Raw genomic sequence first — 15,164 nt, 5'->3', positions numbered from 1 at the left:
TAATTTGGGAGTTTTTGTATTGTAGATATTCTTACTTGCACTTGTTTCTTTCAAAAATACCAATCAGCTGCTCTAATGCTGTTTTTGTTTTAAAATCTTCTTTTTCAATTGCAGCAATCAGTTTCGGACATCCTGCAAAAGCTTCTTTGGACATTTTTTTAATGTTGGATCCTGTCTGAGTATGAACAGCAATCCCGGCATTGGATTTTAAAAAACCAAAATATAATTCATCTCCTTTTTTCTTTCCAAAATAATAGCTTGTATCTCCAAACTCTCCTGAAGTTTTACCTTTTGAAGGATTGTATTTCATTGTTCCGGCAAAATCGACACAGCCAATTTTAATATCTCTGTCATACAGAATGTAAAACCATTTTTTCTCCTTTGATTTAGAAAATTTTCCTGAAAAAGCATTAGCAGAAGTCAAATACAATCTTTCGGCAATGAACTCATTTTTTTCATCATCTGTAAATTCTATTTTTTTAATCAAATCGCTGGCAATTTTTTCTTTTTTTGCTTTTTCATCTGTTTTGAAAACTACTTTAGAGTCACCATTTTCTACCATTTCGGCTAAACCGTTTTTTTTGGTTCCGTCTTCCATGTATAAAATCGCTTTATTAAATTTAGCATGGCCAAGCATTGAAAATAGAAATGCAACTGTAATTAAAATTGTTTTTTTCATGATTTGGGGTTTAATGATTTCTTACAAATATATAGTATTGGGAAGAATATATTTGAAAGAAACACATTCAAATTGTAATTTGATATTTTATAATAATTTACTTTAGAATATTGTGAAGGAAATCTTTATATATTTGACGAAATTATTTTTATGAAAAAAACTCTACTCTTTTTAATTTTCTTCTTACAATTCTTTGCATTATTCAGCCAAAATCCAACCGATATTTCCCAAGTTTTTGGTAGTCTCACAGGTTTTGGCGGAAGCGTTAAAACCATTGTTATACAGCCCGATGGAAAAATACTTGTTGGAGGCAATTTCTTTAAATTTAAAAATGGGTCTCAAAATTGTCTGATTCGTTTAAATTCTGACGGAAGTAAAGATGATTCCTTTGACATTGGGACAGGATTTGATAATTCAGTATCATCTATTTTACTTCAAAATGATGGGAAAATATTAGTCGCTGGTGATTTTAATGTTTTTCAAGGCAAACTTCAGCGTGGTCTAATTCGTTTAAATCCTGATGGAAGTAAAGATACTTCATTAAATATAGGAACTGGTTTTCTTAAAAATTATTTTGAAGACAATTGTATTAAATCAATGATTGTACAACCTGATGGGAAAATAGTTTTAGGCGGTGGATTTAACTATTATCAGGACAAAAGTCAGGATTTTTTAATCCGCTTAAACAGTGATGGAAGTAAAGATACTTCTTTTATTGTCCAAAACCCGAATATAGTTGTTAATACAATTGGTTTACAATCTGACGGAAAATTAATTATTGGTGGACAATATCTTAAGAACAAAACCCAGCAGCAAGACCGTTTAATTCGACTTAATATAGATGGAAGTAAAGATGAAACTTTTAGTGTTGGAAATACATTCAATAATACTGTTAATATTATCAATGTTCTAAAGGATGATCAAATACTTGTTGGAGGAACTTTTGGCGGTTATTTAGCACGTTTAAGAAGTAATGGAACAAAAGATAATCTTTTTTCATCGCAAGTGAGTTTCTCCTACGATATGTATCCTTACACTTGCAACATAACAACTATTAAACTTCAAAGTGACGAAAAAATTCTTGTTGGAGGAGAATTTAATTCATATCAAGGATCTTCTCAAAGTCATTTGGTACGTATAAATTCTAATGGTTCCAATGATAAAACTTTCAAAATTGAGGATAAATTTGATTTTTCTGATGTTAAAACAATTGCTGTACAAAATGATGGACAAATTATTGCAGGTGGAGGATTTATTAAATTTGAAGGTAATCCTCAAAAAGGATTAATTCGTTTAAACGTGGATGGAACTAAAGACCTTTCGCTTAAATTAGGTTATGGTCTTGATGAAGAAGTAGAATGTATTTTGCGTCAATCTGATGGAAAAATTGTTGTTGGAGGAGATTTTACCAGTTACGAGGAAAGTTCTCAAAAAAAATTAATTCGATTTAATACTGATGGAACTAAGGACAAAAATTTTGATATTGGAAAAGGATTCACAACCTCAGCAACTTCTGGCAGTAATTGCAGGGTTTTAACTGTAACCGAGCAATCTGACGGGAAATTGCTTATTGGAGGTACTTTTGGAACTTATCAAGGTAAAGAATATCCTGCTTTAATTAGATTGAATGCCAACGGAACTCCAGATACGACTTTTAACACTGGTTCTGGACTGTATGCAGGAGATAGATTTCCTAACTACTTAACTGTTTATAACATAAAAGTTCAACCTGATGGTAAGGTAATTGTAGGAGGTTATTTTTCTAGATATCAAAGTACGCTCTGTAGCAATTTAATACGTTTAAATTCTAACGGATCTATAGATAAAACTTTTAAAGTTGGAACAGGGTTTGATGCTAGAGTTTCTGACATAGTTTTATTACCAGATGGAAAAATATTAGTAGCGGGAGATTTTACTAAATATCAAGGCAAAGATGCAAAATATTTAGTACGCTTAAATACTGATGGAAGTGTTGATGACTCTTTTCAATTAACAACTGAATTTGTTATGTCTGCTGTACAAACTTTAACTGTACAAGAAGACGGAAAAATAGTGGTTGCTTTTAGTTCTCCAGGCGGTTCTTCTGGTAGTTTATTTCGAATAAATGAAGATGGAAGCAGAGACAGTTCTTTTGGTAATGTAATTAAATTAGGGAATAGAATAAATTCTATAGTTATACAAAAAGATAAAAAAATAATTGTTGGAGGTTATTTTTTATATAATTTAGCTCGTTATAATTCTGATGGAACTAAAGATCAAAGTTTTTATGTTGGACCATCATTTCAAACAACTGCTCCTAATGTCCGTTCTGTAGTTTTAGAACCTGATGGAAAAATCTATGTAGGAGGATTATTTTTGAGTTATCAAGGCGATAATAGATCCGCTTACCTGATTAAACTTAAAGGAAATGAAGTAGTTTTATCAAACGAAGATTTCAACAAAGAAAACAAATCTTTTTCTTTATGGCCAAATCCAGTAAAAAATACGCTAAATATCAATTCTTTAAACGAAACCAATTATTCTGTAAAAATTTATGATTTATTGGGAAGGTTAATTTATACCAAAGAAAATGCAAATTCATCAATAGATGTAAGCTCCTTTAATTCTGGTCTATATTTAATAAAAGTAAAAGCCGAAAGCGGAGAAACTTCTCAAAAGTTCATAAAAATATAACTGTTTGATTTATAAAAACAAAACTCCCAAATTACAATGTAGTTTGGGAGTTTTTTTATGTAAAGATTCCAAGCATTTGGAATCTGGAATTTTTTACAATATCATCGTCAACTGAATTCTCTTTCTATCCTCATCAACTTCAGTAACCTTCACATCAACATGCTGATGCAGTTTCACCACTTCATTCACATCGCTCACAAAACCGGCTTTTAACTGCGAAATATGAACCAGTCCGCTTTCTTTGATTCCAATATCAACAAAACAGCCAAAATTGGTAATGTTGTTCACAATTCCGGGAAGAATCATTCCAGTTTTCAAATCTTTGATTGATTTTACATTTGCATCAAACTCAAATACCTTAGCTGACTTTCTTGGGTCCAATCCGGGCTTTTCTAGCTCTTTTATGATATCTTTTAGCGTTAATAAACCAATTTCAGGTGTAATATAGTTTTCGGCCTTAATAAGTGCTGTTTTCTCTTTGTTTGCAATTAAGTCGTTTACCGAAAGTTTCAAGTCTTTTGCCATTTTCTCAACAACCGGATACGCTTCCGGATGCACAGCCGAATTATCCAGCGGATTTTTAGCATTCGAAATCCTGATAAACGCCGCTCCCTGCTGATACGCTTTATCGCCCAATCGAGGCACTTTTTTCAGCTGTTTTCTGTCTTCAAAAGGTCCGTTTTCAGAACGGTATTGTACAATATTTTCTGCCAGCTTCTCTCCTATCCCACTCACATAACTTAGCAAATGTTTACTGGCCGTGTTGATGTTAATCCCAACCGAGTTCACGCAGCGAATTACGGTATTATCCAGTTCTTCTTTTAGTTTTGTCTGGTCCACATCATGCTGGTACTGCCCTACTCCAATCGCTTTCGGATCAATTTTTACCAATTCGGCCAAAGGATCTGAAAGTCGTCTTCCGATTGAAACCGAACCACGAACGGTTACATCATAATTAGGAAATTCTTCTCTCGCAATTTTTGATGCTGAGTAAACCGAAGCCCCAGCTTCTGAAACTATAAAAACCTGCAGCGGTTTGTCAAATGCGATTTTTTTGATAAAAAATTCCGTTTCTCTTGAAGCAGTTCCGTTTCCGATAGAAATTGCATCAATCTGATACGCATTGACCATCGAACGAATTTTTTTGATCGCCATTGTTTCCTCGTTTTGAGGTGCATGCGGATAAATCGTTTCATTGTATAATAAATCGCCCTTTTCATCCAGACAAACGACTTTACATCCGCTTCTAAAACCCGGATCAATTGCCAAAATTCTTTTTTCTCCCAAAGGAGGAGCCAATAAAAGCTGTCCTAAATTGTTGGCAAAAACCTGAATCGAATTGGCATCGGCTTTGGCTTTGGCTTCCTGCAAGGTTTCATTTCCAATTGCCGGATTCAATAAACGTTTATAACTGTCTTCAATTGCCAGCTGTAAATGTGCTGTCGAATTGTTTTGTTTTTTAATGATAATTTCATCAATAACATCGTAAGCTTCGTCAATGTCTACATCTATTTTCAATTTTATAAAACCTTCATTTTCTGCACGAAGCATTGCTAATAAACGGTGAGCCGGAGCTTTTGTTAAAGGCTCTTCCCAATCAAAATACTGACTGAATTTCTGCGCTCCCTCTTCTTCCGCTTTCTTTTTTACAACCTTCGTTCCGATGGTTGCTTTTCGCTGAAACAATCTACGAAGCTGTTTACGAACATAAATATTTTCGTTGATCCATTCGGCCACAATATCTCTTGCGCCCTGAATAGCTGCTTCTTCATTAATCACATTTTCATTTAAATATTGTGTCGAAATAAAATCGAAATCAGAATCACTTTCAGACATCATTAATTTTGCCAAAGGCTCCAATCCGAATTCGCGGGCTACGTCGGCTTTGGTTTTCTTTTTCTTTTTGTATGGAAGATAGAAGTCTTCAATTTCCTGTAAATCAAAACTTTCTTCAATTTTTTTCTTCAAATCCGGTGTAAGTGCTTTTTGCTCTTCGATAGATTTTAAAATCGCTTCTTTGCGTTTTATAAGGGTATCGTATTCTTTCTGAAGTTTTGCAATCTGCTCAATTACAACTTCGTCAAGATTTCCGGTCGAATCTTTTCGATAACGCGAGATAAACGGAATGGTACAATCTTCTTCTAAAAGTTTTACCGTGTTTTGAATGTTTACTGGAGCCGTGTTAACGGATTTAGCGATAAATTGTATGTTAGTCATTTTTATTATTCTAATAATGAATATTTAATTTTAAAACCTTTTTATTTTTTTGGCCTCAATACTACTGATGCTTTTGTAAAATCGGAAGATGCGTTGATTACATTTCTGTATTCCTGATAGATTTCTTTTGGGTAATTTATAGATTTGTAAATCTCAAAAACCTCAACAACTAATTGATTTCCTTCCACTTTTACGGTTGATTTGAAAGAACAATTTTTGGTTTCATCTCCACCTGTTTTCTTATCAATTTCCAAATCCTTAAAACTTTCGACCTGATATCCATTCGGAATATTGAAAATTATTTTGTGTTTGAACGTTTTAGCATACTTTAAGTCCACATCCCATTTCCTTTCTGTTTCCTGATATAAATTAGCTTGCTTACCAATCATTTTACCAAGGTTTACCAAAACCAGATTGCCGGCATTTTCAGTTAATGATTCCGAAGCCTCAGCCTTGACTTTTACATTGTAAGGTGTATTGGTGTAATTGTATTTGAACTCTTGGTTTTCAAAACTATAATTGGTCATTTTTATATCGAAATCATCACCAAATATTCTTTCCTTGATATACTCCTCAAGTTTTTTTTCATCTTCATTTTCTTTAATGTATTTCACCCAATTCCTATTCAACTGTCCATCATACCCAGTATAAGAAAGTGTTTTTTCTATAGTTGCCATTGTCAGGTCGTCTGAAAATGAAACAGTACTTTGTGATTCGTTTACGGTAAATTCAGCAGGAGCAATTGGAAAACTTACTACATAATTCTCTTTAAGAGCAGGATAATATGTTCTGCCTTCTGAACCTTGAAGTTCATAAGATGGATAACCATAAGACAAATATTTCTCATACGGAGACAGGAATTTTTTAGTTTCAGGAATATAATACATGAATTCATGAGATAGAGGTACAACAAATTTTTCGGTATCAACCTCTCCATTAAATCGAGACATGCCAACTGCCACTTTATATGGAATTTTTAATTCTTTGAGTGTAAATCCATATAGGTCAAAAATATCACCGCCGGTTAATTTTTGTTTTCCATTGTTTAAATTCGTGATTTTTTGAGCTGTTTCTCCTCTACTTATAAAATCAAAATTGGTTTTTATATACTCATCAATTTTAATTAATTTTTCTTCGGTTGATTCACTACCAATATTTAATTTTTCAATAAATTCTCTGGCCTGGGCTTTCTTAAAATATTGAAAAGACGGCTTAGAAACATATTGTGGTAAAAAATAATTCCAATTATAAATGTCCATTGATGGAGTCGAAACCATATAGATTAACTTTACCAGATTCTTTATGTTTCGTGCATTCGATTCTTCTTTAATAACCGGAATATTAGTAGCTGTTAATATAGTTTTGCTACTGCTGCCCGTTTTTTTAAACTCTGAAGAAGCATAGGTTTCAAATTTTACGCCATCCTGAGTATGTGTGAATTCGGCAAACAAAACCGGAATATCTTTCTGGAAAACTTCAACTCCATAAGCGGATGGGTTTTCTTTTATAATGAAATAATATTCCAAAATATCTCCTGCTTCTACACCTTCAAAAACGATTGATTTTACTTTGTCTATCTCTGTTTCGATAATTTTATCCTGAGGTATTATTTTTATTTCTCCGTTAGGTTTTATGATACGCGCATGAAAATCACGAACATCACGAATGTATCCGTTATCTTGGGCTTTAATCTTATTGTATTTGTTAATTTCCCCGGCTTTATTGATTTTTATTGCAAAATGATTCATTCCAAAAGTTGCATAAGCGTAAGCTCCAACTCGTGTATGTATCCAGCGTTTGTCAAACAAGACTACTGCAGGCTGGTCTTTGTGTTCAGCCGGAATTTCATTAAAGATTGGTTTTTCGTCCCAAGTATAGCTTTTTATTTCCTGAGAAAAACTTTGAAAGAAGAATAACAAGACAAAAATTAGAGTTATTTTTTTCATTATTTAGAAAGAATTATGGATTGATTGTAGTGTTTGATTAGTGTTTTTATAAATGAATTCCAAAGTATAAAATCCTTGTTATCCAATAGTAATTTTTTTGATGCTATCTTTTGAGTTACTATAATATTATTTTTCAGAAGCTTGTATTGCATATCAAAGCTTCCCAAATCGTTTTCAGTTTTTGCATTTTCAGGCATAAATTCTACTTTATAATCCAATGGTAATTGATACTCATACTGGATTTCATAAACATAAGCAAAGTCATTTTCTATAGAAAGTTTTCTTTTTTCAATATCAATAAGACTTTCTTTTAATGGAAAAAGCAATACCGGTTTTAATAATAATTTACCATTGACATCTTTAATACCATTTTCTAATTTTAATTTAAAATTTGCTTTTGATGGCAACTCCTGATAGTCGTTTTTTTGCAATTCCTGAATATCCAAAAGTATTTTCTGGTTATTTTCAGTAATGATGTCTTTCCAAATTTCACTTTCTTTTTGATTATAAGCAGAAAGATGGTTTAATAAATAACTCTTTTTAAAACCTGATACAGTGACGCTTGCGTCTCCCACAATACTGGAATTTTCCAGATTTAATTTCATTAGAATTGTGGTTTTATTCCTGCCGGATTCAACTTCCGGAATTTTTTCTGTTTTAAAATCCTTTTCTGTTTTTCCTATCAAAGCTTCTTTGCCCTGAATAAAAGTGGAAGGAAACGGAAAAGGGCAAAATTTATCAGTGGCATCCATAAAATAACTTTTACCGTCAATAACTACATTTGTAATCATATGATTGTCAACCTGTGGCGTTGGAACATCCTCATATGTGTATGGCTTGTGGCGTGTTCCAATCCAGGTAAGATTAGAATTCAATTGCGCATATCTAAACATTTCATTCAAAAGATTCGCCATATCTTTACAGTCTCCATATAACTTTTGAAAAATATCTGAAGCTTCCCTGGGAATAAAACCGCCCATTCCGTCTTCAAAGGCAACATAATGTACATTTTGCTGAACCCATTGATAGATTGCTTTTGCCTTTTCTAAATCAGAGTTTTTATCTTTTACCAGCTCTAATGTTTTGTTCTTCAAAGCCGTTTGATCCGTTTTATTAATATCTTTTGTGATTGAATAATACCATTGATATAATTTTTCAGGTGTACCTAATAACTCTTCTTTTTTACCTTGTATTTCATAACTTTTGATATAAAAAATAATATGTGGCATGAAATATAAAGGACTTGGCATATCCTCTTCTCCTTCAAATTCAGGAATATCATTGGCTTCCCAGGTATAAATATCAAAATTTCCTTCTTTAGTTTTACTGAAAGCTATTTTTTCCTGATAATTTCCAAAAAGTTTATATCCAATTTCAGTAGAAGAATTACATCGAATCTGAAGTTTTGCAGTTTGTGTTTTTATCGGATTTTGAAATCGGAAACTGGATAAAAACCGAGGTTGTTTGAGCTTTGTTTTATAAGAGAATTCAATTAAGGAATTATCTTCCACTTTAGGCATCACAAAATATTTGTATTTATTGTCGCTTTTATAAATGTTTTCATTCTCTGCATCGATTGTAGCAATAGAATAAGAACTTAAATCTATCCTTTTATTTGTTTTTGTAATATAAGTCGACCCCTTTATATTTGAAATTTCACTGAAACTATCAAAAGGAATTCTAATAGTATATTCATGAGTATTTTTGCTTTTTGAAATTGCTCTGCTTTCGTTTACAAAAGTTTCAACTTCTAAGGCATTACCAGAATTTATTACTACGGTTTCGTTGCTATAAACTATTTTTGACTTTTCCTGAGAATACGATTGAAAAGAAAATAAAAACAATACAATATACTTTTTCATTAATTTGATTTGGTCTAAAAGGTATTCTTACTTATTGTATTTATCACCGTTACTAGAAATTTTGTAAACAATTAAATCTATTTTGGAGATAATTTCGGACAGCTAAAATAATATCTTTGTTTCTATTTTTTAACCCATGGAAGTTTTATTACTGTATTTTTTATTTGTAAATGTTCTTGAGTTTATAATTACTGGCTACGACAAATTTTTGGCTCGTAAACAAAAACGCAGAATTCCGGAAAACACTTTGTTTTTTCTCGCTTTTATTGGTGGTTCGATTGGGTTATTAACAGCAATGTTAATCTTTAGCCATAAAACGGCTAAAACTTCTTTTATTGTAAAATTTATTGGAATTATTTTGATTCAGATTGTGATTATTTATTTGACAATCAATCATAAAATATAGATATCACCATTGTTAATAACTACATATTACGCAATATAATAATTTGATTTACAATGCTTTAAAATAAAAAACCGGAAAGATTTAAAAAAATCCGCCCGGTTTGCTTTTGTTATATGGTGCGAAGCACCGAATTTTTTTGACTTGTTTACGAACAAGCTATTTTATTCACTCTGTTTTGATGTCTTCCTCCTTCAAATTCAGTACTAAGAAAAGTTTCCACCATTTCTACTGCCTGTGGAATTGAAGTAAAACGTGCCGGAATACTGATAATGTTAGCATCATTATGTAAACGTATTAAAACCGCAATTTCTTTTGTCCAGCATAAACCAGCTCTTACTTTTGGATGTTTGTTAACTGTCATGGCGATTCCGTTTCCGCTTCCGCAGATTACGATTCCAAAATCAGCTTTTCCTTCAGATACATCATTTGCAACCGGATGACCAAAATCAGGGTAATCAACAGAATCTTCAGAATCTGTTCCGTAATTAGTTACTTCATATCCTTTTGATTTAAGCATTGCTACAATTGCTTTTTTATACTCCGGTCCTGCGTGATCGTTACCTATCGAAATTTTCATTTTAAATACTATTAAGTTGTGTTTGTGCAAATTTACTCAATAATTAAATGTTCTCCATAAATTACAGTAATTTTCACTTATTTTTTGTTTATTAACAGAAAATTGTTGTTCAAATATGCTCGTTAAAATGTAATACAAAATGATAATTGCAATCATCTAAATTTCAAAACTTTATCAGTTATCAACATTTTTAATAAATATATAAAATATTGATATTCAATAAATAAAGATTATTTTTTTTGTTAAATTTTTATAATGTTAATAGGAGTTCTTAATTCGTTGATATTCAGTTAACTTTAAATTAACAGAAAATGTTAATAAGTTCAGATAGAAAATTAGAAGTTTTTTTTGGTTGTGTCGAAAAAAAGCCTAATCCAAAATTAGAATTAAAAATGCAAGAAAAGTTTCAGGAATTTTTGGAAAAGTTATCAATATCAAAAATGCCATTTTCAACAACTATCAACATATGAACTTATCTACAAAATGAATTCAATTTTGGTTGTCAACCGTTGTTAATTAAAATACAAAAAGTCTTATAAATTAATCATTTAACAAAATATAAGTATGTTGATAACTCTATATAACTAAGAGAAACTTCATTTCAATACTTTTAAAAATAAATTTATTCGACATATTAACACACTATAATAACCATCAAATTTTATTAAATTTTTAAAAATCTTTTTTGTTGTATTTAATATATGTTGAAAACTAAAAAAGTTGAAAAGGAAAAAATTTTTTTTTGAATTGAATTTTATCTGATTTTAGTTTTGTTTTATACGATTTTGAGAGGATTATTAAGATTGTCAAGAATAGCCTGAACTTGTTCGAAGTCGTTGGGATGAACTTTCAGTTTGATTCCGCCCAGTGCCGTTGTGTATAAAGGAACGACAGAGAGTGTTATTTCGTTTTCAAAAAAATAAGGAATCTCTTCCTGATCTAATAAGTGTTTGAGTATAACCGTTTCGTGGTCATAATTGAATATGGCGATTGTTTTAAAGCTTTCCATAAAGGTCTTTTTATAAAGATACGAAATGGGGAGTATTTAAGTTGGTAAATGCAATGATTAAAAAAAAGCTAAATACAAATGACCTTTAAAAGATTAATAAAATATTAGTTTGAAAGTTATAATTTTAATAATTCTATTTGTTAAAATCTATAATCTGGTATCTTATTTGTAATTTTAAACTTTATAAGAAAAGATATATGAGTAAGAAAATTAGAAAACCGATAAAAAATGAGAAAGATTTCTCAGGAAAAATACTGAAGATTTTATCGAAAAGCCCTAATAAAGCATTTAATTACAAACAAATAGCTGCAAAGCTTGAACTTGATGATACAAAAAGCAGAAACCAGATCATAAAAGATTTAAAAATAATGGCTGGTTCAAAAAAAATTATTGAATCGGAACCTGGAAAATATTTAGTAAAAGCTGAAAGTCAGGATTACTACGAAGGAACTATTGATATGACGAGCCGTAAAACAGCTTATTTTATTTGTGAAGATTTTGCAGAAGATGTTTTTATTCCGACCAATAACTTGAACCGGGCTTTAGACAAAGACAAAGTAAAAGTTTATGTTTATAACCGAAGAAAAGGAAAAAGACCCGAAGGTGAAGTAATTGAAGTTGTAGAAAGAAATAAAACAGAGTTTGTTGGAGTTATTGACATGCAGCCAAATTTTGCTTTTGTTTCTACTGCAAACCCAAAAATGTACACGGATATTTTTATTCCAAAAGACAAAATTGGAGAAGCAGAAAACGGAGATGTTGTTTTAGTAACGATTGAAGACTGGCCAAAGAGAGCTGATAGTCCGTTTGGTTCTGTAATTAAAGTTTTAGGAAAACCTGGGGAACACAATACAGAGATTCATGCAATTTTAGCAGAATACGGTTTACCATCAGATTTTCCGGTAGAAGTAGAGGTGTATGCACAAAAAATAGACACTTCGATTCAGGAAGCTGAGATTGCAAAACGTCGTGATATGCGTGATACACTTACGTATACGATAGATCCAAAAGATGCAAAAGATTTTGATGATGCCTTGTCTTTCAAAAAGTTAGAAAACGGAAATTACGAAATTGGTGTTCATATTGCCGATGTTTCCTATTACCTTGAAGAAGGAACTATACTGGATGATGAAGCCTATCAAAGAGCAACTTCGGTTTATTTGGTCGATAGAGTGGTGCCAATGCTTCCGGAAGTTTTATCGAATTTTGCATGTTCACTTCGTCCGCATGAAGAAAAATATACATTTTCTGCAGTATTCGAAGTTTCTCCAACAGCTCAGGTTATTAACCAATGGTTTGGCAGAACTGTAATTTACTCCGATCAGCGTTTTGCTTACGAAGAAGCACAATATATCATTGAAAACAAAGACAAGACGATTCCAATTGATATTTCGATTACAGGAGAATCGTATGTTGTTCCGGATGAAATTGTTGAAGCAACTTTAAAATTAGATGAATTAGCTAAGATTTTAAGAAAGAAAAGAATGCAGAATGGCGCAATTTCTTTTGACAAAGTAGAAGTAAAATTCAATTTGGATGCCGAAGGAGAACCTGAAGGTGTTTATTTTAAAGTTTCTAAAGATGCCAATCATTTGATTGAAGAATTCATGCTTTTAGCAAATAGAAAGGTTGCTGAATACATTGGAAAACAAAAGAAAACGTTCATTTACAGGATTCACGACGAACCAAACGAAGATAAATTGATTGCAATGCAACAAGTAATTGCAAAGTTTGGTTACAAAATTGATTTCCGTAACAAAGGTGATATTTCGAAGTCTTTGAATGCATTGATGGAAGAAGTAAACGGTAAAAAAGAACAAAACTTAATTGATACTCTTGCCATTAGAAGTATGAGTAAAGCCAAATATTCGACAGATAACATTGGTCATTACGGTTTAGCTTTTGATTATTACAGCCATTTTACATCGCCAATTCGTCGTTATCCGGACGTAATGGTACACCGTTTACTGCAGTATTATCTTGATGGAGGAGCTTCTGTAGACGAAGAAACATACGAAACAAAAAGTCTTCATTGTTCAAACATGGAAAGTTTAGCAACAAATGCAGAACGTGACAGTATCAAATATATGCAGGTTAAATACATGCAGGATCACCAGGATGAAGAATTTCTTGGTGTTATTTCCGGTGTTACTGAATGGGGAATTTATGTGGAAATCGTTTCTAATAAATGCGAAGGAATGGTGAGAATCAGAGAAATCAAAGATGATTATTATACTTTCGATGAAAAACAATATGCACTGGTTGGAGCTACTTCAGACAGTATATTACAATTGGGAGATGAAATTTACGTTAAAGTAAAAAATGCAGATTTAGTTAAAAAACAACTGGATTTTCATTTTTTACGAAGAGCAGAATAAGTTGTTAAATTTAAAATTAAAGAAATGAAAAAGTTAATCATAGGTGTTGTCATTTTGTTTGTGCAAATGTCTTTTGGGCAGGTTACCAAAGCATTAGGCGATTTTGATACCGTAAAAGTTTACGATAAATTAAATGTAAAATTAGTTCAGTCATCTGAAAATAAATTGGTTATAAAAGGAACAAGGGAAGCAGAATTAGAAGCCGTTAATAAAAATGGTATTTTAAAAATAAGAATGCCATTTCCAAAACTTTTGTCTGGTAACGATTTAGAAGTTACCCTGTATTATAAACATATTGAACTTATTGATGTTAATGAAGGTGCAAATGTTACAAGTTCTGAAGTTATAAAAGCAACGAGTTTTAAGGTAAGTGCTCAGGAGGGTGGAAAAATTAATGTAGATTTGGATGTTGATAAACTTAAAGTAAGTTCAGTTTCTGGAGGAGAAATTACTTTAACCGGAAAAGCTTCTAATCAGGTTGCAAGTTTAGGAGCAGGTGGTTATTTATTAGCAAGTAAATTAATAACCTCTCAAACCACTGTTAGCGTTTCTGCGGGAGGAAAAGCAGATGTGAATGCTTCTACACTTGTGGATGCAAAAGTAAGCGCAGGAGGCTCTATTTACATTTATGGAAAACCTAAACAAATTAATCAGAAAACGGTTTTTGGAGGTAAAATCGAAGAAGTAAAATAAGAAATTCTATTTGAATGATAAATGATATTTTAGCTGGGCTGCCATGGGGTCTTTTCCTAAGCTTTATGGTAGGTCCGGTATTTTTTATACTATTAGAAACCAGTATTACAAAAGGATTCAGAGCTGCAATAGTGTTTGATTTTGGTGTAGTATTAGGTGATATTTTTTTTATAGCAATTGCGTATTTAGGTAGTTACAGGCTCATTTCGAGTTTGAAAGATAAGCCCGCTCTTTTTATTTTTGGAGGTATTATTATGCTGGCGTATGGTATAATTTCCTTTGTAAAATTAAAGAAGGAAGAAAAAATTAATGATGAAGAAATAGATCGTGATATTATCAAAAGAAATTATGGAAGTTTATTTATTAAAGGCTTTTTACTAAATGTGATTAACATTGGCGTATTAGGTTTTTGGTTAGCTGTAATTATTTCTGTCGGACCAAAATTAGAAATGCAAAACTCAAGAATGATTACTTTTTTTACCTCAGTAATCATTACTTATTTATTGGTTGATTGCCTTAAAATTTTATTAGCCAAACAATTAAAATCTAAAATGACACCAATTAATATTTTAAAAATAAAAAAAGGAATCAGTATTGTTTTGATGATTTTTGGATTTGTTTTAATGATTCAGGGTTGGTTTCCTAAAGAAAAAGAAATGATGAAAAATGCTTTTGAGAAGATTGAGAAGTAGTTTTTGATAACTGATAAATATAAATTTAAACC

General features: G+C 31.5%; 11 protein-coding genes. 5 read left to right on the top strand and 6 right to left on the bottom strand.

What is annotated here, in order from left to right:
- Positions 1-31 precede the first annotated feature (31 nt).
- Positions 32-679: a hypothetical protein gene (locus tag DMB68_RS09390; RefSeq protein WP_110346438.1), complete on the bottom strand. Its 648-nt coding sequence runs from the start codon at positions 677-679 to the stop codon at positions 32-34.
- A gap of 150 nt (positions 680-829) precedes the next feature.
- On the opposite strand from DMB68_RS09390, the gene DMB68_RS09385 reads away from it, so the two are divergent.
- Positions 830-3,352, top strand: coding sequence for a T9SS type A sorting domain-containing protein (locus DMB68_RS09385; RefSeq protein WP_110346437.1), 2,523 nt, complete (start codon positions 830-832; stop codon positions 3,350-3,352).
- Positions 3,353-3,445: 93 nt separating this feature from the next.
- Here DMB68_RS09385 and DMB68_RS09380 read toward each other — a convergent pair whose 3' ends face one another.
- From DMB68_RS09380 to DMB68_RS09370, 3 genes are read right to left on the bottom strand one after another with little or no spacing between them, the layout of a single operon-like run.
- A complete protein-coding gene (locus DMB68_RS09380; protein WP_110346436.1) occupies positions 3,446-5,569 on the bottom strand; it encodes a Tex family protein in 2,124 nt (707 codons plus the stop codon).
- 41 nt (positions 5,570-5,610) lie between these two features.
- On the bottom strand, positions 5,611-7,515 hold the full coding sequence (locus tag DMB68_RS09375) for a hypothetical protein (RefSeq protein WP_110346435.1): 1,905 nt from the start codon (positions 7,513-7,515) through the stop codon (positions 5,611-5,613).
- Positions 7,515-9,377, bottom strand: coding sequence for a DUF3857 domain-containing protein (locus tag DMB68_RS09370; protein WP_110346434.1), 1,863 nt, complete (start codon positions 9,375-9,377; stop codon positions 7,515-7,517). Before DMB68_RS09370 ends, DMB68_RS09375 begins: the two co-directional genes overlap by 1 nt.
- A gap of 136 nt (positions 9,378-9,513) precedes the next feature.
- Here DMB68_RS09370 and DMB68_RS09365 point away from each other — a divergent pair, with 136 nt between their 5' ends.
- Positions 9,514-9,783, top strand: a complete 270-nt coding sequence (locus DMB68_RS09365; RefSeq protein WP_110346433.1) for a DUF1294 domain-containing protein — start codon at positions 9,514-9,516, stop codon at positions 9,781-9,783.
- Positions 9,784-9,928: 145 nt separating this feature from the next.
- Here the strand turns inward: DMB68_RS09365 and rpiB are convergent, their stop codons facing one another.
- Both rpiB and DMB68_RS09355 read right to left on the bottom strand, forming a co-directional pair.
- Positions 9,929-10,360 carry a ribose 5-phosphate isomerase B gene (rpiB, locus tag DMB68_RS09360; protein WP_110346432.1) on the bottom strand — a complete coding sequence of 144 codons (432 nt, stop codon included), beginning with the start codon at positions 10,358-10,360 and terminating at the stop codon, positions 9,929-9,931.
- A gap of 775 nt (positions 10,361-11,135) precedes the next feature.
- Complete coding sequence (locus DMB68_RS09355; RefSeq protein WP_110346431.1) at positions 11,136-11,369, bottom strand: DUF2007 domain-containing protein; 234 nt, start codon at positions 11,367-11,369, stop codon at positions 11,136-11,138.
- Positions 11,370-11,566: 197 nt separating this feature from the next.
- On the opposite strand from DMB68_RS09355, the gene rnr reads away from it, so the two are divergent.
- The 3 genes from rnr to DMB68_RS09340 are packed head-to-tail and all read left to right on the top strand — an operon-like array spanning position 11,567 to position 15,132.
- On the top strand, positions 11,567-13,747 hold the full coding sequence (gene rnr / locus DMB68_RS09350) for a ribonuclease R (protein ID WP_110346430.1): 2,181 nt from the start codon (positions 11,567-11,569) through the stop codon (positions 13,745-13,747).
- A 24-nt stretch (positions 13,748-13,771) separates the two neighbouring features.
- On the top strand, positions 13,772-14,440 hold the full coding sequence (locus DMB68_RS09345; protein WP_110346429.1) for a head GIN domain-containing protein: 669 nt from the start codon (positions 13,772-13,774) through the stop codon (positions 14,438-14,440).
- Between the two features lie 14 nt (positions 14,441-14,454).
- On the top strand, positions 14,455-15,132 hold the full coding sequence (locus DMB68_RS09340) for a LysE family translocator (RefSeq protein WP_110346428.1): 678 nt from the start codon (positions 14,455-14,457) through the stop codon (positions 15,130-15,132).
- The last annotated feature ends 32 nt before the right edge of the window (positions 15,133-15,164 follow it).

Origin of the sequence: Flavobacterium hydrophilum (assembly GCF_003202405.1) — a bacterium.
Taxonomy (GTDB): Bacteria; Bacteroidota; Bacteroidia; order Flavobacteriales; family Flavobacteriaceae; genus Flavobacterium; species Flavobacterium hydrophilum.
Note: the sequence above shows the minus strand (reverse complement) of the source record. Positions and strands in the feature narration are given on the sequence as shown.